At 48.1% G+C, this 20,449-nt stretch carries 19 protein-coding genes; 1 reads left to right on the top strand and 18 read right to left on the bottom strand.

What is annotated here, in order from left to right; all coding sequences use genetic code 11:
* Positions 1-43 precede the first annotated feature (43 nt).
* The 6 genes from PGZ10_RS06640 to PGZ10_RS06615 are packed head-to-tail and all read right to left on the bottom strand — an operon-like array spanning position 44 to position 6,990.
* Positions 44-1,780 (bottom strand): ABC transporter ATP-binding protein, encoded by a 1,737-nt coding sequence (locus PGZ10_RS06640; protein WP_181975148.1) that lies wholly within the window; start codon positions 1,778-1,780, stop codon positions 44-46.
* The gene (locus tag PGZ10_RS06635) at positions 1,777-3,516 is read right to left on the bottom strand and encodes an ABC transporter ATP-binding protein (protein ID WP_117638854.1); all 1,740 of its coding nucleotides are present in this window, start codon (positions 3,514-3,516) and stop codon (positions 1,777-1,779) included. Before PGZ10_RS06635 ends, PGZ10_RS06640 begins: the two co-directional genes overlap by 4 nt.
* The gene (locus tag PGZ10_RS06630) at positions 3,509-4,162 is read right to left on the bottom strand and encodes a hypothetical protein (RefSeq protein ID WP_117638853.1); all 654 of its coding nucleotides are present in this window, start codon (positions 4,160-4,162) and stop codon (positions 3,509-3,511) included. The genes PGZ10_RS06635 and PGZ10_RS06630 overlap by 8 nt, the downstream gene beginning before the upstream one ends.
* A complete protein-coding gene (locus PGZ10_RS06625) occupies positions 4,152-5,645 on the bottom strand; it encodes an ABC transporter ATP-binding protein (RefSeq protein ID WP_117638852.1) in 1,494 nt (497 codons plus the stop codon). The genes PGZ10_RS06630 and PGZ10_RS06625 overlap by 11 nt, the downstream gene beginning before the upstream one ends.
* Positions 5,645-6,385 (bottom strand): energy-coupling factor transporter transmembrane component T, encoded by a 741-nt coding sequence (locus PGZ10_RS06620; protein WP_117638851.1) that lies wholly within the window; start codon positions 6,383-6,385, stop codon positions 5,645-5,647. The genes PGZ10_RS06625 and PGZ10_RS06620 overlap by 1 nt, the downstream gene beginning before the upstream one ends.
* The gene (locus PGZ10_RS06615) at positions 6,385-6,990 is read right to left on the bottom strand and encodes an MptD family putative ECF transporter S component (RefSeq protein ID WP_015533385.1); all 606 of its coding nucleotides are present in this window, start codon (positions 6,988-6,990) and stop codon (positions 6,385-6,387) included. The genes PGZ10_RS06620 and PGZ10_RS06615 overlap by 1 nt, the downstream gene beginning before the upstream one ends.
* 294 nt (positions 6,991-7,284) lie before the next feature.
* On the opposite strand from PGZ10_RS06615, the gene PGZ10_RS06610 reads away from it, so the two are divergent.
* Positions 7,285-8,283, top strand: a complete 999-nt coding sequence (locus PGZ10_RS06610; RefSeq protein WP_117638850.1) for a helix-turn-helix transcriptional regulator — start codon at positions 7,285-7,287, stop codon at positions 8,281-8,283.
* Positions 8,284-8,446: 163 nt separating this feature from the next.
* Here PGZ10_RS06610 and PGZ10_RS06605 read toward each other — a convergent pair whose 3' ends face one another.
* The 12 genes from PGZ10_RS06605 to PGZ10_RS06550 form a co-directional block, all read right to left on the bottom strand.
* A complete protein-coding gene (locus tag PGZ10_RS06605) occupies positions 8,447-10,378 on the bottom strand; it encodes a lysozyme family protein (protein ID WP_270540968.1) in 1,932 nt (643 codons plus the stop codon).
* A 31-nt stretch (positions 10,379-10,409) separates the two neighbouring features.
* Positions 10,410-12,740, bottom strand: coding sequence for a VirB4-like conjugal transfer ATPase, CD1110 family (locus PGZ10_RS06600; protein WP_330366308.1), 2,331 nt, complete (start codon positions 12,738-12,740; stop codon positions 10,410-10,412).
* Positions 12,733-13,167, bottom strand: a complete 435-nt coding sequence (locus PGZ10_RS06595) for a PrgI family protein (RefSeq protein ID WP_117638847.1) — start codon at positions 13,165-13,167, stop codon at positions 12,733-12,735. The genes PGZ10_RS06600 and PGZ10_RS06595 overlap by 8 nt, the downstream gene beginning before the upstream one ends.
* Positions 13,168-13,175: 8 nt before the next feature.
* Entirely contained in the window at positions 13,176-13,613 is a 438-nt protein-coding gene (locus tag PGZ10_RS06590; RefSeq protein WP_015513380.1) for a DUF4313 domain-containing protein, read from the bottom strand.
* Between the two features lie 12 nt (positions 13,614-13,625).
* On the bottom strand, positions 13,626-14,465 hold the full coding sequence (locus tag PGZ10_RS06585) for a hypothetical protein (protein WP_270540967.1): 840 nt from the start codon (positions 14,463-14,465) through the stop codon (positions 13,626-13,628).
* A gap of 75 nt (positions 14,466-14,540) precedes the next feature.
* A complete protein-coding gene (locus tag PGZ10_RS06580; RefSeq protein WP_015533374.1) occupies positions 14,541-14,915 on the bottom strand; it encodes a hypothetical protein in 375 nt (124 codons plus the stop codon).
* Complete coding sequence (locus PGZ10_RS06575; RefSeq protein ID WP_431834994.1) at positions 14,915-16,645, bottom strand: VirD4-like conjugal transfer protein, CD1115 family; 1,731 nt, start codon at positions 16,643-16,645, stop codon at positions 14,915-14,917. The genes PGZ10_RS06580 and PGZ10_RS06575 overlap by 1 nt, the downstream gene beginning before the upstream one ends.
* 26 nt (positions 16,646-16,671) lie before the next feature.
* Positions 16,672-16,944: a DUF4314 domain-containing protein gene (locus tag PGZ10_RS06570; protein WP_330371039.1), complete on the bottom strand. Its 273-nt coding sequence runs from the start codon at positions 16,942-16,944 to the stop codon at positions 16,672-16,674.
* Positions 16,945-16,953: 9 nt separating this feature from the next.
* Positions 16,954-17,268: a hypothetical protein gene (locus tag PGZ10_RS06565; protein WP_015513376.1), complete on the bottom strand. Its 315-nt coding sequence runs from the start codon at positions 17,266-17,268 to the stop codon at positions 16,954-16,956.
* 96 nt (positions 17,269-17,364) lie between these two features.
* Positions 17,365-18,303 carry an ArdC-like ssDNA-binding domain-containing protein gene (locus PGZ10_RS06560; protein ID WP_008400043.1) on the bottom strand — a complete coding sequence of 313 codons (939 nt, stop codon included), beginning with the start codon at positions 18,301-18,303 and terminating at the stop codon, positions 17,365-17,367.
* Positions 18,304-18,306: 3 nt separating this feature from the next.
* Complete coding sequence (locus PGZ10_RS06555) at positions 18,307-19,143, bottom strand: PcfB family protein (protein WP_117638845.1); 837 nt, start codon at positions 19,141-19,143, stop codon at positions 18,307-18,309.
* Positions 19,144-19,148: 5 nt separating this feature from the next.
* Complete coding sequence (locus PGZ10_RS06550; protein ID WP_117638844.1) at positions 19,149-20,447, bottom strand: relaxase/mobilization nuclease domain-containing protein; 1,299 nt, start codon at positions 20,445-20,447, stop codon at positions 19,149-19,151.
* Positions 20,448-20,449 lie beyond the last annotated feature (2 nt).

Raw genomic sequence — 20,449 nt, 5'->3', positions numbered from 1 at the left:
ATTCGCATGTGATCAGGTACAAATGTGGGGCATTCATATTGCCCTATAATTTCCAACTTTTAATGGATTTTTCTTTTTCCCACATAGTTTTATAAAGAGGCACTGATTGTAATAATTCATCATGTTTTCCGCAGCCCTGCAAAAAACCGTCAGATAAAACAAGTATCTGATCTGCATTTTGGATATAGGACAAAGTGTGTGATACAAGGAACACCGTCTTGCCCTTAATCATTTCTTCTATGCCCTTCTGTATTGCTACGGCATTTTCGGCATCCAGACTGGAAAGTGCCTCATCCAAAAGAATGATCGGAGAATCTTTCAAAATTGCCCTCGCAATAGCGACGCGCTGACGCTCACCGCCAGAAAGACTTGCGCCGCCCTCGCTGATAACCGTTTGATAGCCCTGTGGGAGCTTTTCTATAAATTCGTGACAGTGAGCCTTTTTTGCCGCCTCTATTACCTGCTCATCCGTTGTGCTCTGGTTTCCCATCCGGATATTATTCATCATGGTATCCTGAAAAAGATATACTTCCTGAAAAACGACACTCACATGACGCACCAGATCACTATGCTTTAATGCTGCCGCATCTTTCCCATTCAACAGAATCCGCCCGTTTTTCGGCGTTATAAATCCCGGAATTAAATTAAGCAGAGTGGATTTGCCGCTTCCAGAAGGGCCAACCAATGCGGTGATCGTTCCGGGTTTAGCTGAAAAACTTACATGGCTAACTGCTTCACGCTTTCCATCATAGCTAAACGATACATTTTCAAACCGTACATCGGCTTGTGTATCGGTAAACTGTGTAATTCCCTGTTTTTCATTTTCAGTCGGCAGGTTGTTGATTTCTGCTATGTTATCCAACGATGCGTTTGCAAGATTCATCATGGCAAAGGAACCCATCAGAGCTTCCAGCGGACGGTAAAAAATAATACCCATGATTGCAAAAAACAAATAGGTTGCCGGGGCTAATGAACCAGAACGAATCATTGTAATGCCAACACCCAAGCTCAAAAACAGTCCCAGATTCAGACAAATCTTATAACCCATACTCCAATTCGTCAGCGTCGATTCATATCGGTCAGAAGCCGTGCAATATCCGTCCACCTGATTCTCCATGAGCTTACCAGATTGCTCCAGCCGGTATGCCTTGATCGTTTCCATGCCCTGTACATATTCCAGCGTGGAATCAATCATTGCCACCTGTGCATTTTTCTTATGCTCTCCCAGTTGAACCATGCCCTTTTGAAACTGCTGGTAGAGGATATAGCCGGGGATGATTCCCACAAACAGAAGAAGCGCCATACGCCAGTCCACACTAAGCAGCATCAGAGCAAATACAACCGTCATTATCATGCTGGAAACGAAACCGGCAATAATCTCCATGATATTCATTTCCACGAAACTCAAATCAGTTGTAAACAAAGATGTAAGCTGGCTGATCTTGTCTTTTGTAAAGTAGTAGAGCGGAAACTGTTTGATTTTCGCCGCAATCGAAAGACGTTCATCCCGCATCATGGCATAAGATACCGGACGCTGTTTTGCAATCGTAAAGTAATAAAAAACAAAATGCAGGACAGTATAAACCAGAAACATAAGGCTATACTGTATCAGTTTTTCCCTTGTAAACGAGCCGTCCAAAATATCTTTTATCGCAAGGAACAGCATGAAATATATCGCGCCCTCACAAATTGAGGTCAACGCCTGAAACAGCCACGCAAGATAAAGCTGCTTTTTGCGCTCGCCTGCAAGGTCTAAGAATTTCCGTATCATAGCAATCATGCGTTTACACCTCCCATTTTCCATTGATCGGATTGCTCAAAGGCCGCCCACATATCCCGATACGGGGAGCAACGGTTTATCAATTCATCATGTGTGCCGCAGTCAATCACTTCGCCCTGTTCCAGAACCACAATCGAATCAGCTTCCTTGATACTGGAAAGACGGTGCGCTATTACGAGTACGGTTTTTTCCTCAGATAATTTAGCCAGCGCCTTTTGCAGTAAATCTTCATTATCGGCGTCAATGTAAGCCGTTGCCTCGTCAAGAATTACAACCGGCGCATTTTTCAGAATCGCCCTTGCCAATGTGATTCTCTGTTTTTCGCCGCCGCTCAACTTGGTTTCCTTGTCTATCACTGTGTCATAGCCCTTTGGAAGTCGCATAATAAAGTCGTGACATATGGCATCCTTGGCTGCCTGCATCATTTCTTTCTCCGTGGCCTCTGGGTTTCCCATCATAATGTTTTCCCTGATGCTCTTTTTGAACAGGAACGTATTCTGGGTCACAAAGGAAATCTGGGACATCAGATCGGATAGCGGGATCTGGTTCAGCGGTACGCCTCCCAGGCAAATCTGTCCCTCGGTTATATCCCAAAACCGACAGATCAGGCTGGCCGCTGTACTTTTGCCGCTGCCGGAAACACCGGCGAGCGCCGTTACTTTTCCGTCAGGAACAGTAAATGAGACATCTTTTAATACCAGCTGTTCTTCCCCATAGGAAAATGTAACGTGTTCAAACGCAATCGTGTGGTCGGCAAGTTCTGCCTTCGAGGCCGTATCCGCCATTTCATCCAGCTTCAGAATTTCGTCTATCTTTTTCGCAACAGAAGCGTTCATACCGATATAATCAAAGTTATTAGAAACGGTTTCCAGCGGGATCAGCATGGCAAGCCCCATGAACAGATACATAATGTAGCTGGCCGCTGTCACGCTGCCGGAGAGATACATCAAACCGGCAAGCGGAAACAGGAACACAAGGTTGCTGTTTAAGTCGGCATGATTGAACGCAACATATTTCAGGCAGCTTTGGAACCACTCTGTTACAACGGTGCTGTAAGTACGGATGCTTTCCGACAGGCGGCTATAAGTGGATTCGTCGGCGGCAAATATCTTCAGTTCTTTCATGCCGTTGACATATTCCACTGTCTTAACGCTGACGTCAGAAAACGCCTGATTAAATTCGTCCATTTTTTTCATCTGAACGATAATCATAAGAATACCGACAAGAATAAACAGAACGACCGGAATCAGCATGATACCGGCTACTCTGATGTCCAATATCACCAGCAGGATTTCCATACATAGCGGTACAGCAAGACCAGAAATAATCTCTGGAATGTTATGGGCGTAAAATGTTTCCAACTGCTCCATATTGTCCATAATGATTGTTTTGACCTGCCCGGATGCCGTTGTTTTCACATAGCCCATTGGTAAACGGGCAATTTTACGGAACAGCTTTTTACGGGTTTCCCCCAATGTCTGGTAGGCTACCTTGTGAGAGATTTTTGTGCCGGTTCCAAACAGCAGATGTTTCAAAATGATTGCTGCGGCAATCAGGCACACATATTGAAAAAGATTCTCTGTCCGTTCATTCAGAAAACAGGTCACAATGCCCCAAACGCCCAAATAGGGCAGGATGCCGCACAAAACAGACAGGACGCAGCAGATTACCGCGCCGATCAGGCGACGCTTATTTTTCTTATCAATTAGTCCAAACAGAGCTTTTACATCACTCATTACAATTCATCTCCTCCTTGCGGAATAGTGAAATTCCAAAATCTGTCCGATACTCCATTTTGCCAACCAGGTATAGCAATAGTTCCATGACTTTAATACGCATAAGGTAATTGCGGTACTGTTCCGGCAGCAAGAGCAGTTCGGTAAAAATATGCTCCACGTTTTTTGTCGCTGGTGCTATAAAACAGCCGCCCGCTGTAAAAAGCCCTTGAAAATCCATGTCCTCGTCAAACGCGATTGTCCCCAGCATGATATTCAGGCTGTTTATAATCTGCGGCAGATAAGCCACCACTGAAACACCAACAAAAGGGTTTTTCCCAAAATCACAGCTTTTCAGGTGGCTTGCACCATTGAAAACAGAAATATAATGGTCGCTCATAACCATCTCCGGCTGGTTGCTGAACAGCATATTCACTCGCCCATGAAAGCAATAGGTGACTTCAATAAAACGATCCTTACATTGGATGTTCTTTTGAATTGGAGTTGTGATATGAACATTGCTATAAACAATTTCAGCACCAGGCATCACTTCAAAGCTCTGCATGGTGCCTTTCCCAAATTTTGGAGAAATTGTATATATCTTTGAATCCTTTTCAACGGAACAGTTACCGATCAGCTCATGGAAGAACAGGAGGTCATTTTCCATTCTCCTCAAGGTTCTGCCTCCTTTCTGACCGCAAGAAAAAATCGCGTAGTCGATGCAGATTGTCGTAGGAAAGTGGGTAATCTTCCTGCTGTTTTCCGTTATCTAAATGAATCACTCTTGTACAGGCTGCCGCTAAAAATTCGTAATCATGGGTTACAACAAAAATCACCTTTCCCATTTTAGAAAGCGTTTGAAATAACCCCGCAACCTGAATCATGCTGTCATAATCAAGTCCGCTAGTCGGTTCATCAAAAATCAAAACATCCTTACGGCATACCATACTGACTGCCACGGCCGCACGCTGCTTCTGGCCCCCGGAAAGTGTATTGGGATGGTGAGTACGGTACTCATAAATACCCAGCCGTTCCATTGCCTGTTTTGCTGCGTCCAAATCAGGATGCTTAATTCCAAATACACATTCCTTTTCCAACGTATCGGCAAATAACTGATAGCTTACGTCCTGCATCACCATATAGGAGTGTTTTAATCGGCTCTTTGCGTTCAGTTCTTTACCATCCCAAAGAATCTGTCCCGTACAGTTTGTGTGTAGGCCGCATAGTGTTCTGGAAAATGTAGATTTTCCGGCTCCGTTATGGCCGATAATTCCTATGATTTCTCCCGGTGCCGCATTCAAATTCAAATCGTCCAGAACCAGCTTTTTCTTATAGAACAAGGATAAGTTCCTGACTTCCAAAATCGGCTTTTGAGAATTTTCAGCAAAGGCTCTTGGCTGTACCTTTGACAAATCTAAAGCGCGAAGTCCCATACTGTGCCGCTGTTCCTCAGGAATAGAAAGAAACTGGCTCGGAGAAAACACAGCAGATATAGCCCCGTTTTCCATATACACAATGCGGTCAACTAATTCCCTCAGATAATAAATCCTATGTTCTGCAATTAGAATGGTCTTGCCTTGTTTCTTTAGGAGTTCAAGTGTACGCCGCAAATCCTCAATAGCATCCATATCCAGATTGGAAGATGGTTCATCTAACAAGTAAATACTCGGAGACATAGCATAGATGGACGCAAACGCCACCTTTTGTTTTTCACCGCCAGACAATTCAAATATGCTTCTCCCCGTCAGATGTGCTATATCTAAATCCGCAACTGTCTTTGAAATGCGTTCTTTCATTTTTTCCCTTGGATAAGTCAGATTTTCCATTCCAAAGGAGATTTCACTGTCTGTATCTACATTAAAAAATTGAGAGCGTGGATTTTGGAATACAGACCCCACATACTCGGACACTTCGTATATGGGATAATCCTGTATATCTTTACCGTCAACATAGGTTGTGCCGGTGACTTCTCCCGGATAAAAGTATGGAATCAGGCCATTCACAAGACGGGTCAATGTAGTTTTTCCACAGCCGCTTCGCCCACACAACAGCACACACTCACCTTTGTTGATTGTCAAATCAACATCGCGCAGTCCGCCATTTTGTAATGATTCCTGATAGGTAAAAGAAACCTTGTCAAAACGGATCATTAGCCTGCACCTCCTTTCAATTTCAGCCAGATTGACACCGACATAAACAAAGTGAACAGGATAAAACATACGGCATCCGCAACACTAAAGTGGATTTCCTGCAAGCAGGTTCGGGGCTTCGGATTTTCCAGCCCCCTTGTAACAGCCGCCGCCGACAATTCATCCGCCACTTTCAGTGCTGACATCATCATCGGAACATAGATACATTCCACTGTTCGGGCCGGATGGGTCAGCAGACTTTTGACGGTTGGAGCTACATCGCGCATCCGCATGGCGTCGCTGATATAGCCCCAATCCTCATGCACCATAGGAAAATAGCGGAGCATGACCGTCAGAGGAATAACCATTGCTTTTGGCATATGAATACGGTTCATGGCCGCCATAAATTCATTTACCCTTGTCGTGCTGACTAAAATACCTCCGAGCATGGCACAAGGAAAGATTTTACGGATAAATACGGTAAATGTTACAATCGCAATCTGCAAAGTCCCTGTCAAATAATTTGTTCCAATGATATGCAGAACAACCATTCCCGCATAGACAGCAGCCATTCTTACCGTAAACCGCTTTGCTCCTACAAGGATGCCGAGAATCACAACGCATACAACCAGCGCAATCTCATAGAGTAAAGAGGGCGCAAGGAACAACGCAACATTTCCGACGATCAACAGATATAGTTTTGTGCGAGGATCTAAATATAATGTGGCAAGTGTGTCTTTTGTTTGCAGTTGCATCTCCATTACACTACTCCGGCCTTTTCAAAATGCTTTTTCAATAGTTTCTGGCCTACAAGACCGCTGATAGCAGCACAGATCAACACGCCGATAATCATTGCCGGGAGCATCCAGTTTTGCGCGGTTGAAACCATTGTGTCCATATAGGTCTGTTCTGTTCCCTTTTCTACCAAATATTGCACATAGGCGTCGCGGTCAAACCAAAGCATACCGTAGGAGAAAACTGGGCTGAGAACAAAAATCATGTAGGACAACAGGTTACGCCCTTTGTTTCTAAAGTTCCCGGAACCGGCCAGCAGATCGGCCACAACGCCGAGAATACAATATGCCAAACACATAGACCAGTACATACCGAGTACGAACAGTACACCTCCTACCAAAATACCGGTGACAATGATTGGGCCATGCTTCGGCACCTTCGCCAGTATCAGCATATAAACCGGGCCGCACAGCAGCGCAATAGACAGCGGGCAAAGGAAAGTCAGTACAGGGAAGAACCCAAAGATAGCCTCGCCAATCATGGCACATACCATGTACAAAGCAGCAAGGATGCCGGTGGTAATCAAATCACGCACAGACAGCCCTTTTTTCATTTGTTGTGAATTAGACATTTTCAACGTCCTCCTATTTATTATTTGCTGGCAGAAGCCTCATTGACCTACGCACAAAATCGTGATAGAATTGCTGTGATTAGAGTCAGCTAACCAGCCAGTAATGCCATTCTACTCAGTGATTTTTTTGGTGTCAAATCCGGCAAAAAAGGTCAAAACAGGAGTTAAAAGTGGAAAAACAACCGGATATATCAGTGCTTTTTGTGGTTTTGCTGACAGCCTTTGCGACATTTTGGAGCATAAAAAAAGATACTGCGGATTATTCCGACTACATAAGAAACGGGGGTGAGCAGGATGCAGACCGATTCTACACAGGCCGCGCACGAATTAGGGGATGCTTCTTTTTATCTGCATGATTATCATTTTCGACAGGATAATCATAATGGAATCTGCACCTTGCAGCCGCAAAACAGACAAGGCTATGGAAATATCTATCAGGTTCAACCGACAGATGGATTATTCCTGTCAACCGGAAGCTGGATACCATACGCCTCAATGGAACGCAAATATGAGATCAATCAAAAGCTGGTGAAAATTTATTATTTGGAATCCGGCGGTGTTACCCTGATCCAGAATGGGCGGAAAGCCCAACCTATCACAGAGGGAATCCACCTTTATCTAAATAAGCCGTCACAGGGGCGAGTATTATATCAACCCAATATACCAATCAGCTATGCGTCAGTTTTGCTGTTTGAAGATTACATAGAGAAAAATCTGCAAGACCGTTTTACCCCGGACGATTTTGACTATGCAGAGGTTTATGATTGGAAAGCTTTTGATTATAATACCCCGGAAATTGGAACCCTGTTTTTGCAGATACGGGATAAACTGATTGCTGGCGAAACCTCCCGTCTTTACTACGAAAGCAAAGTAGGTGAACTGCTTTCTATTGTGGCAGGCAACTTTCATAAACAGCGACAGGAGATAGCATCTAAACACCAGTCTCTTTCCAAACAAGAGAAAAAGGCGCTGGAATCTGTACGTCTGGCTATTGAACAGAATATTTTGAACCCGCCAGAACTCTCGCAGCTTTGCAAAATAGCAGCAATGGGACAAACTAAACTTCGAGAATCATTCAAAAAAATGTATGGTGTTCCTATTGGGACATACATTCGACAATCCAAAATGAAATATGCTTCACTGTTACTTAAAAAGAATGAATTATCAATTTCATCTATAGCCAAACATTTAGGGTATCAAAACGCAAGTAAATTTTCTAGCGCTTTTAAAAACTATTTTAATCAATCGCCTGAAATTTACCGAAAAAATAATTATAATATGCGTAAAGATTAGAATCACTTGCCATTTTTTTAGAAATTTTTTAATTATATTATCACAAAAAAGAGGCGCTAAGTTTGCACCTCTTTTTATTGTAAAATTCATACTCATTCTCTAATTTGTTTTTTTAAGGTAATCTAAACTATTGAAGACGCTCTAAAAATCAACATATTAATTTTCAAAGTATGCCGTATCCCATGATCGTTCCGTTATTGATATCATAGCTTCTCTTGTTCACGGCATCACTGGAGTTTCCCTCTACCGTATATACGGTACTTCCCTCAATTTTCTCCACGATTCCCACATGGTCTGAGGTTCCGTCCCCGTTCCAGTCAAAGAAGATCAGGGTTCCGGGTGCTGGCGAATATCCTCTGCTCTTCCATTTTCCCTTGCCCTGAAACCACGCGATCCCATCATCGCATAGGGAGAACTTCGGCATCTTGCCGCTCTCGATCAGTCCTGCCTGATCCCCACACCAGCTGGCAAAGCAGGCACACCACGCCACATGGCTGTCAAATCCATACCATGACCAGAACTTCTGGCCTCCTTCATTTCCAAGCTGGGTAAGTGCCACGGATACGATCTGGCCGTTGCCTCCAAACAGGCCGGCAAACAATCCGCCGCTGGAATAATACCTCAGGACGTGAGGGACGTATTCTGGATCGCCATAGGCACTCCAGCCATGCGAAGCAGCCTGATCATTGGAAAACTGCAGAGCATTTTCTGCACTGTAGCCCCCGTAGTTTCGGAGCGCCCACGTTATGTATCCGTTGCCGTAGTTATACCCTTGCAGGGACAGCTTCAGCTTATCCATGTCCTGGGGGCTGGTGCATCCGGCTTCCTTCAGGCAGTCCGCATAATACTGGATTCCTACATGTATGGAATAGTCGGCATCCTGGATGGCATTCGGGCTGTTGGAATACCGGGTGTTGTATGGGCACTCACTGCTCTGCATGGGATCGGTCCCCCGGCCGCCAGATTCCTGCATCATGATTGCCTGTATCACGGAAACGTATTCGAGGATTCCATACTGGTTGGCGTATTTCTGGATGGTTGCCGTATAGGAAAGTACTTCCTGGCTGAGTGCTTCGTTGCTCTCTGAGCTTCCAGAGAATGCCGCACCGCCAATGATCCCGACCATGATAACCAGAAGCAGAACCATGACCGCTCCGGCGGCTCCCAGTGCATCCATCATGGACTGCACCGTTTTCGCTGCCGCTTCTACAGCGGCCTTAGCTGCCTTGAAGGTATTCTCTCCTGCCCTTGCCGTTTTCTGTATCCGGCGGACTCCATCGGAAGTCTGCAAGGCGGCTTTCTTCGCCGCCTGCTTCGCTGCCCTTCGTTCCATCTGCTTCTGCATCCGGGCTGTCAGGGCGTTGGAGCTGGCCGCACGGAGCTTCTGCTCTGGCTGGACGCTGATCTTCGCAGACTGGGGAGCCGTCTTGATGATACGCTTCTGTATGGTTTTCGGCTCCGGCTGTTTCCTTGGTTTTTCTTTAATCCGAATGGTTTCCGGCTGTTTCTGTCGGATGGCGGTCTGCCTTACTGTATCTTTTGCTTCCTTCTTCCGGCTCTGTTCTCGGATGGAGAGCTGCTTCATTTCTGCTATTTCCTGTCTGTTCTGGATTCTTGGTGTCTCCCTGGCAGCCCGGATCTTCTGCTCTTTCGTTTTGACGGCATCTGAAACCACCTTTTGCCGCTGGGCTTCCTGGATCTGTACTTCCCGGATCTGTGCTTCCTGAGCTTCCCGGCTGGCAGGATTGGCGGTCTGTGTGTCCCCTGTTCCTCTGGCGGTTTCTTTCTCCGCTTCTTTTTTGCCAGCGGCTCTCTGTTTGATCTTCTCGTAGGAAGTCTGTGCGGCTGTCTTTCCGGCTCTGGTTACAGTTCTGCCTGTCTTTCTTGCAGCCCATTCCTCTGCGGATGTGACTTTCCCACTGGCATATTCGGATGGGGACTGTTCTCCCATGTCATTGTCCCTGGCATTTGCGATGGTCTGGGATTTTTCCTTGCTCTCCAGTATGGCCGTCCGCATCAGCTCCTTGGGGATTCTGGAGGCAGGATTTTTGGTCTTTGGTTTTGTTGTAACTTCTTTGGTTTTGATATCCTTCATCTCTCACCTCCAGTCTCGGCTTGTCCCGCTCTTACGCTTCGCCCGGCTTGGTCGTCATCAGGCGGTACAGTTTTGTATTTCTTGGAAACGAATTTTCAAATGGCACCAGATTTCCGGAACAGCGGATCAGACCATGGCCGGCACCCACATTGGTGATGTAGGATAACTGGTTGTCTGAAATATTCAGAAGTGCCGCCAGCTCGTCCCGGTCGGTGGTGGCCTGATTCAAAAGGATCAGGAACTCACTGTTCGCCAGCATCAGGCGGGCGGTATCGGATTTCAGAAGTTCCTCTACGTTCTGGGTAAGCCCGGTGACAAATCCGGAATACTTACGGATACGCTTGTACAGGCGGTAGAAAAAGTCCGCACTGTATTCGTAGCGGAACAGCAGATAAAACTCATCCGCAAAGATCCATGTCGTTTTTCCCTTCTTCCAGTTCTGGATCACACGGTTGAAAATAGAATCCAGTGTGACCAGCATGCCAAGGGGCATCAGCTGTTCGCCCAGCTCCCGGATGTCATAGTCGATGATACGGCTCTTCGTGTTGACATTGGTTTCCTGGGCAAAGGTGTTCAGACTGCCATTGATAAACAGTTCCGAAGACAGAGCCAGCCCTCTGGCTTCTTCCTCCGGCTGGAGCATGAGTTGTCGGTACAGGTCCTTTAAGGTCGGCACCTGCCCTTTGTAACCGCCCCTCATATAATCCCGGTACACATCTGCGGTGCAGCGGTCAAGGATGGATTTCTCCTTTGCCGAAAGGTTTCCGGCTCCTACGAGCTGCTCAAACAGGGAAAGGATAAATTCTGACTTCTCAATCAGAGGATTTCGGTCATTGCCATAGGCAGAATCCATATCCAGTGCATTCAGATGGGTATCCGAGGTTGCCGAGATCCGGATGACCTCTCCGTTTAAGGCTTCCACCAGAGAAGCAAACTCCGACTCCGGATCGAGGATGAGGATGTCATCTTCCGTGGAAAGGGCAAGGTCTACGATCTCCTCTTTTGCCGAGAAGCTCTTGCCGGAGCCGCTGACACCCAGTCGGAAAGAGTTGCCGTTTAACAGCTTCCTTCGGTCTGCCACCAGCATATTTTTGCTGACGGCATTCTGCCCATAATAGATGCCTCCCGGCTGCATGATTTCCTGCGTATGGAACGGGATCAGGACGGCGGTGGATTCTGTAGTAAGGGTACGCACTGCATCGATTTTCCGCAGGCCATACGGCAGGACGGTATTCAGTCCATCGACCTGTTGCCACTTCAAAGTTGCCATCTGGCAGAGGTGTTTTCTCGCAATGGAATACAGGGTTTCCGTATCGGAGTCCAGTTGTTTCTTGCTGTCTGCCATATGTACCATTGTCAGGATGCCGAACATCATCCTCTGATCCCTGGTGGTCAGATCGTCCAGCATTTCCTTGGTCTCTTTTCTCTGCAGCTCCATGTCATAGGGAACTACGGCTGAAAAGTTATTGTTGGCATTCTGGCGTCTCTGCCAGTTGGTGACGTTTGTCTCCACGCCCAGCAGTCGGTTCTGGATCTCACGCACCGCTTCGTCTGTCGGTACGGGGATGATATCAATGGACAGCATCAGGTTCCTGCCAAGGCTGCACAGTTCGGAGATCATCTCATCCTTTACATAGCTGGCGTAATCTTCCATAAAAAGGACTCTGCCGTACTGCTCGCCCAGCTTGAAATGGTCGTTATGGAATTCCATCGTGTCCGGGCAGATCCAGTCTTTGAAGCTGTGTCCTTTTTTCGCAAAGGCTTTCATGTCAAATGGAAAACTCTGTGGAACGTCTGCCTTGAAAAAGTCCCGGAAGATCTGTAGCCTCTGCTCTGCATCCAGCTCTTCCCCAATAGAGGACAGCTTGGCCAGATGGGTGATGATGTCCGTTCCCACACGTGCGAAATAGGTTCTGGCTTCATCGATGTTTTTCTTGTGGACGCTGATGGTCAGATAGCGTTCTTGGTAGATACTGTTGTTGGTACCGGAGATCTTGGAAAGGAGCATGTCATTGTACTCTTTCCGGTACTCGTCCAGACCGTCCCCTTTCATCGGGATCAGCAGGGACTGCTCAAACTCTTCCTTGTTGATCTTACGATTGTTCAGGGTGATCTTCGCCGTACAGCCAGAATCCAGTGCATTTAAAAGTTCAGAGTAGTCCAGGAACATTTCCGTCTTGTCCGCTTTACTGGCAATGGAATAGTTGATATCCGTAAACCGGAATGTCCTAGAATACTTGCTCTCCACCTGAAAAATACCATCTGGCCAGATCTTGCGAATCGGGATGGCCTGCTGGACAGACTTCGGTACTTTAAATTTTTCCTTGTCCTGTTTCAGTGTCTGACTCAGGGTTTTAATCAAAGGCATCACCCCTTCCTCTTCGCTTCTTTGGTTTCTTCTGTTTCGTCCGCTTCTTTTCCAGAAGTTCCGCTCCGTTTCCCATCATTTTCTCACCCAGCCGCAGGCTCTCTTCCATGCAGGAAAAGTACAGGTTCTCCGACTTAAATACCAGCCGCTTCGGGTACAGCAGTTCGGATTTAATGACTACCCATGCAAACTGTTCTGCCGTCATGCCGTGGTAACGAAAAAAGCCGCAGGCTGCAAAGGGAGCCGTCCCAAGGATGCACAGCCATCCGGTTACCTGTTCCCCGGCATATTTCCGGGTGACAAAATAGATTCCAAGGGCTGCCAGGATCGCCAGTACCGAAAATAAGCACTGCCGGAAGCTTAAGCCCCAGAACATTGACTCCTGATAGTCTCGGATTTCTTTATTCATTTTCACTTCCATGTTGTTTTCTACCTTTCTCTTTGTAATCTCTGTTTTTTCTTTTGTTTCTGTTTTGGTACATCCCTTTGCCGGATGCCATTTCTTTCCATAAATCTTTTTGTTCCTTCCGGATCAAGCTCTGCCAGTTTTTTCAGGTCGAATGCAACCCTCTGGAAGATGCAGTAACCGGAGGATGCGGTATCCGGCTGTATCGTTCCCAGCTTATGCTGCTTTATAAAACGAAGCTTTTCTTTGCTGAAATTGTGGTCGATATAGGCTTCATTGATACCGCCCAGCGGAGCAAAAGGCAGGTTTACCGTAAGGTCTGCAAAGCTTTCCGGGTATCCATCTTCCATATGGTAAAGCCCGATATAGAGATTGTCATCGCTCATGTAACTGTCTACCCTGAGAAATAATTCCTCCCGGCCATACTGCCAGTCGTAGCTCAGTGTCTTTGGTTCTTCCATTTTTTTCGCCTCCTATAATCCCATGATTTCTTTTACGATACGGTCGGATGCCTTGACTGCCCCGACCAGTACCAGCAGGTTAAATACCAGTTCCCCGACGTAATTCCAGACAATGGTCACGGCGGACAGGCTGGTGTCCCCGATGGCCGGCGGACTTGATGCAAACACCGAAAAGATGATGCAGGCCAGTGCGATGATGGCTCCTTCCAGACATACCCCGGCGTAGGAACGGATAAAGTTCTTTCCTACAGACTGGGTTGGCTCCCCGGCAAAGGTTGCCAATGGAATCGGTGCGATGGCTGTGTACATATACAGCTTGAACATTCTTCCATATACAGTCAGGATCATCACAAAGGAAAGCACGGTAATTAACAAGCTGCCTAACAGGGTTACGATCCACAAAGGGATGGATTCCAGCATCCCGACTGCTTCGATCTTGTCCACAATCTCTGAGGGCAGTTCCGTCACCGTTCCACCTGCCATCCCGGAATGGGACATAATATTTGCCACGATTCCCTGCACAATGGAAAAAATTGCCGTCAGAAGCTCCATGCCGGACATGACGGCTCCCTGTGCCAGTGCGAAACGGATAAAGGCTTTCACTACGTGTTCCGGCTTCTTCATATCCGTGAAGCTCCCACAGGTTTTCACCAGCCCTGCCGCAAAAAATAAGACCAGCAGGCCGTACCCGATGGCTCGGAGCCCTCCGTTGATGTTCGTCATCACGCTCCAGATCGCCCCGCCCTTGAAATTCTCCGGGCTTTGCGTCAGCAGTGTCCAGATCTCAGCCAGCTTGTCGCTCCAGGTCTGCAAGGCAGAATTTAGATTCTGTACGATCCAGTTATCACTCAAACAGTTTCACCTCCCATCCTGCAAAAGTGAGCAGGGAGCCGGCATTTCGCATGGCTCCCCTTCTGGTCTCTTCTCCTATCCCATGATCAGGTCCAGGATCTCTTTTGCAAAAGTAATGATGATACCGCCTGCCAGTGTCAGAAATCCGTTTGCCCTCTGGCTCGGATCGTGGCTCTTTAAGGACAGGCCGACCTGCACGATACCAAATCCCAGCAGGATCAGGCCAATGGCACGGATTAGGGAAAAGATAAACGTGGACAGGTTATTGACTACGGTCAGCGGATCGCCTGCGGCATAAACGCAGGTCGCCCCAATGCAGATCGACAGTACCATGACTGCATACAGAGCAAACAGTTTCTTCTGCCCTCTCTTCATCTTCAGCGGTGCGGTCTCTTTCCTGGTTTCTGTGTGTTTCTTATTTTTCAGTAAATTCATTGGCATTCCTCCCATCAAAAAAGCTCCCCGATGATGTCCTCATCCAGAAGCAGTTCGTAATCGTCATATCTTGTTTCATCAAACACAAAATCGTCATGTGCCAGCGGTGCTTTCGCATAGTTGAACGGGCCGGCACCGCCGTCCTCGGTATACCGGATGTTGGGATGCTTCATCAGGTCATACTTGGCATCCAGTATGGGCCGTTCCCCACGGATAAACAGAAGGGCATTCTGGTTGTCCAGCATACGGACTTCATCCGGCTGCAGCAGCTCCCTTCCGCTCTGCTGGAAGTTGGTGGAGTAGCTGCCGGATTTGCCCTTGGTCTGCCCGTAGGTGTTGGTGTCTATGGTTTCTTTCCCCAGTAATTCTGATACATATTTGTGTGTCTCTTTTTCGTTGCCGCCCAGGTATAAAAACTCATCGCAGTTGCCCACCAGACTCTCCCAGGAGTCTTTGAACAGAGCTTTTAACTGGCTCATGTTCTGGATGATGATGCTGCAGTAAATGGAACGGGATCGGCAGGTTGCCAGGATCTTCTCAAACTCATTTGGCAGGGATACGTTTGGAAATTCATCCATGATGCAGTTGACCGGAACCAGGAGGGCACCGCCATGCACACGGTCTGCCATGTAATAAAGCGTCTGGAAAAGCTGGCTGTAGATCATGCCTACCAGATAATTCAAAGAAGTATCCGCATCCGGGATACAGCAGAAAAGGGCTACTTTCTTCTCGCCCATGCTAGAAAGATCCAGCTCATCGGTATTGGTCAGTTTGGCGATCTGCGGCAGGTTGAAGGCTGCCAGACGGACACCGACACTGATCAGGATGGACTTGGCGGTCTTTCCTGCCGCCTGCTTGTAGATGTGGTACTGCTTCACGGCAATGCTGTCCGGGTCCCGCATCTCCAAACGGTCAAACAAAATGTCCAGAGGGGACTCGTAGTCCTCGTCCTCTTCTTTTACCTGGGCAGAACCTAACATCTCCATAATCATGGCAAAGTTCTGTTCTTCCGGCGGAGCTTCGTGGAGCAGGTACAGCATCAGTGCCTGAAGCAGTGCGGTTTCGCTCTTCTCCCAGAAGGGATCGGAGGACTGGGAACCTTTAGGTGTGGTGTTTTGTATCAGATTGGAAATGAGACGGAGTACGTCTTTATCATCGTGAACGTACTCGAATGGATTGTAGCAAAAAGATGTGTCGGGATTGATGAGGTCAAAGACACGCACCTCATATCCCTTTTTCTCCAGCAAGCCCCCTGTCTTTCGGAGCAGCTCCGCTTTGGGGTCTGTAATGACCATCGAACAGCAGCACTGCATGATGTTTGGCAGGGCAAAGCCTCTGGATTTTCCTGCACCGGAGCCTCCCACTACGAGAATGTTGAGACATCTGCGGTGCTTGTGGGTGTCAAGGCTAATGCGGAAGTTCTGTGTCAGCAGGATGTTCTGGGAGTACGGCTTCTTGCTATATTTCTTACAGATCTGCCGGGCATCGCCCCATCTGGCAGAGCCATGTTCTTCCCCTCTGCGGTAGTTCTTCTGACTGGAATAAAAAATGCCGATCCCGGCTGCGTAAAGTAACGTGCAGACCAGCATCGACTTGATGGTGTATTCCGTATAATGAAACTGGAAGGGATGGTTCAGCTTTTCTGTGAGAACCTCCATCAGCTCGAAAAGATTCCTGCCCGGCTGGATGGCATCCGCAAGCAGGATTGCTACCCACCAGATGACAGGCAGTCCGGCAAGCCAAATCACCCAGTCTGACTTCCGGCTGTTTGTTACCGGGATGGCTGCTGTTTGGGCCTCTCTGCTCTTGGCAGGTCCGTAATGTGGAAGCTGTCCACTCCCGGAACGAGGGCAAGGCTGCTTCCATTCTCCCAGTTTACGTGGATCTGCCCTGCATCGTCTACCATATCCACCTTACCTTTTAAGCCGGGTGGCATGTGGCTCTCCCCCTCCATGCTGTTAAGCGTGACCTCGGTTCCCGGCGGATATCTTCTCCGCATGGCTTCTATTCTTTCTTGTGTCATATTTCTGTATATTTGTACCACATCCTTTCTTCATCTTCCCCTTCCACGGTATGGGCGGTATCTGGATTTCATGATCTTTAACAGGACGCTGTCGATCCCATCGGAATAGCGTCCGTTTTTCAGGTATGTGTCCCGGAGCTGGTTTAAGGCTTCCACGGATTTGCTGTGTTCGGCTTCTGTCAGGTAGAGCTTTCCCTCTTCCTGCTCTGCCAGCTTCAGAACCAGATCCCGTGTGGTATCCACCGGAAGCCCCTGTTCTTTTTCCTGCCGGAACACTTCCCGGAGTGCATGGATCAGCATGTGGTTCATGATCCGGTCCATCTTTACATATCGCATTCTTGTCATAGGCGAGCCTCCTTATTTCCTCTTTTTTCTCAACCACAACATACCACACTTCCTCCCGGAAAGCTACTGCAAAAGAGCCGGAAAAGCCCCTTTTTATCAGCGTTCCGGAGACTTTTTACTCTTGGCAGGTTTCTCCGTTTTTTCCTCCGGGATGGCAAATTCATCGGTCATAAATTCCTGCTCGCTTTTGCCAAGGTTGCGGTCTACCTGCTTGCCAATGGAATAGGCTGCACTCTTTACATCCTGGATAAAGGAGCGGAGTTCTTTCGGATCTTTCTGTCCGAATGCCTGCATCTGGCATACCTTGTCAAAGGAAAAACCGGAGACATCCACGCCGTATTTCTGTGCTGTCACATACGCCGCACAATAGGCCTGTGCCGATACCCCTGCCCGGCTGTAGCTTCCATCGTGATGGTCAAGGGATGCACAGGCCAACTCCCGGCTGATGGAATGGAACGTTGCATTTTCGCTCATGCCATTTCGGACATAGATCGTCCGCTTGTTCGGGATGTACTGTGCCTGTACCTTATCCGGCAGATTGTCTGCGATCTGAATCCGTACCTCGCTGTCGGTCAGCAGTGCTTCCATCAGCTGGTCCATCGGCTTTGGCTCTGCCTCTTCCGGCTGCTTGGTACGGATCTGGCTGATGTCATAGGCTTTCTGGATGGAGTACCCCTGCTGGATGACACCGTCCTTTTCATATTCCTGTCCGACAATGAAGTTGTATCCCTTGCTTCCGGTCTTGACTACCTTGCCTTCTTCCTTCCATTTTTCAAAGGTCTTGACCTGCCGGATCTCCGGATTCTGTGCATAAAGCAGGAACAGGTTGTCTGTCCTCTGCGGCTTGCACTGTCCCATAAAATCAAGGAATCCTTTTAAGGAGTCCCCATTCTGGAAGACCTCCTGTGCCTTTCCATCGATCATACCCCAGATTTCTTCCCTCTCCTGCTTTTTCTGTGCGGCATATTCTTCTTTCGATAACCGCTGGGCGGACTGCTCCTGCGAGTCCTGCCCTAAAAATTTTGTCAGGTCCATCTCCTACCTCGCTTTCACCTTTCGTTTATTTCTTGCTTTCTTCTGCGTTTTCCTTGGTCCACGGTTCTTTTCCCGGCTCCGCTTCTGGGATTCCTCTGCTTTTTCCCGTTTGATGTTCTCCAGCTCCCGGCGGACACTGGGACGCTCCTGTTCCCTCTGCCCTGCATCAGTCCCTTTTTCCTGCCCGGTAGAAATATTTCTGCTGTGCAAGGAAGAGCCGGACAGATTCTCTTCCCCCTCTTCCTGCACCGGGATAAAATTTTCCGGTTCGGAAAACTCCTTTTCGGGATGATTCTGGTTCTTTTCCTCTTCAGAAAAGTCCATGTCACCGACCTGGAATGCTTCGTCCAGATCGCTGATTTCAAACTGCACCTCGCCCTCCGGCATCTGCACAGTTTCCTGTACTGCTTCGGTTTCCGGTGCTTCCATTCCGGCGGTTACCTCATGGACAGCTTCCCCGACTTCGCTCCTTACAAAATCAAGGTTCATCTTATCCATGACACGGTTGACTTTGGCTGCATCATCGGCAAAGACCATGACCTCGCTCATCTCCGGGTTCTTTTTATCCCGGATGATCACATAGAGCAGTCCTCGTTTCCTGCCCTCACTGCAGAATTCACGCAGGCGGTCAGATGGCACAGTGAAGAACTTCAATGGCTTGTTCTCCTTTAACATCCGCACCATTCTGGTCTTGCCCCTCGTTTTCTTCTGGTCTTTTAATACGGCGGCAACAAATACCGCCAGATGCTTTGCCAGCGTACCCGAAAGCCTGAGCCCGTGGTCCACGCCGTCCAGGGAATACCGGACGATCTGGTCCGCCGCATCGCCTCCATAATTCATATCGTTCACCTGCTTTCTGTTTCCTTTTGTCTGGTTTTCTCCGTCTTATCTTCTTCCTGTTCTGCCTGTCTCTGGATCTGCTCTGCCAGACGCATCCGCTCTTCCATCTCTCTGGACTGCTGTTCGATCCGGATACAAATGCGGATATCCTTCCGAAGCGGCTTCAGTACTTTGTTGATCTGACCGATCCTGACACCGTCCGGTTCGCTCCGGTAGAGCCGCTTCCGTTCTTTCGTGAGTGCCTGCACCTGTTCTTCCAACGGGGTACGGTAGGCGAGCAGTTCTTCACGGGTGGTGATTTGATGCTTCTGGAGAAATTCCATCTGCTCGATCCTGGCATCCAGTTTCCGGATATCTGCCCGGAGCACCGGGGAGATCCTTTTCGGCTTCTGCTTTAGAACACCCATCTGATACAGATAGGAATAGTACAGGGCCTGTATCCCCTTTAGCTTCTTTTTCGGGGTTCGGGAAATTCCTTCTTTCCCAGCAGGTGTCCTGCTCTTTGGCTGTAAGATCCACTGCCGGATACTCTCTTCTGAGTAATGCTTCCCCAGGCTCCGCAGACGGATATACCGTTCCATCCCCGGTGCTTTTAATGCAATGTACTTCCGGTTCAGCTTCCACTGGTATCCCCTCTGCTTCATCTGGTCCAGAAACTGTTTCCATGTGAAGCTTTCTGCCACCGCATCCCGGATATCCAGACGGATCGAGGTTCTCCAGGTCGGCTTTCCGTCCTGTTCTGCCATCCACTGGGCATAGGACTTCCCTTTGCCGTTTTTCGGCTCGATGACAGATAAGCCGTATTTCAGGCATAAGGCATCCGAAGCTTTCCGCACATCCTCATAGTAACTCCTGCTGTTGCTGTGGTACTTTTTCCCATCTTCCATGCTAACGGAATTAAACACGATGTGGTTGTGGTAATGCTCCGTGTTCAGATGGGTGGTGATGACTGCTTCGTATTTTCTCTGAAGGAGCCTTTCTGCCAGCTCCATGCCGATCTGGTGTGCCAGTTCCGGGGTGACTTCCCCTTTGGCAAAGCTCTGCACCAGATGGTAGCCCTGTACCCCGTCCATCTTGTGGTAGCGTTTCTTCGTTTCTACCATATCTTGATAGGCAGTCTCGCAGACACAGCCGATGGCATCCTCAAAAACGGAACGCTCTGTCTTGTCCCGGTTCATGGCGTAATCAATGGCTTCTTCCAGAGAGCCGGCACTCTGCCCTTTCTTTGTGGTCTTATCCTTATTTCGGATGTAAGTGATGGAATTGTCCAGACGGCTGACCGGGATGATACTGGTGTATGCCATCG

This window comes from Coprococcus sp. AF102-57 (assembly GCF_027686195.1).
GTDB lineage: Bacteria > Bacillota > Clostridia > Lachnospirales > Lachnospiraceae > Allocoprococcus > Allocoprococcus comes.
Note: the sequence above shows the minus strand (reverse complement) of the source record. Positions and strands in the feature narration are given on the sequence as shown.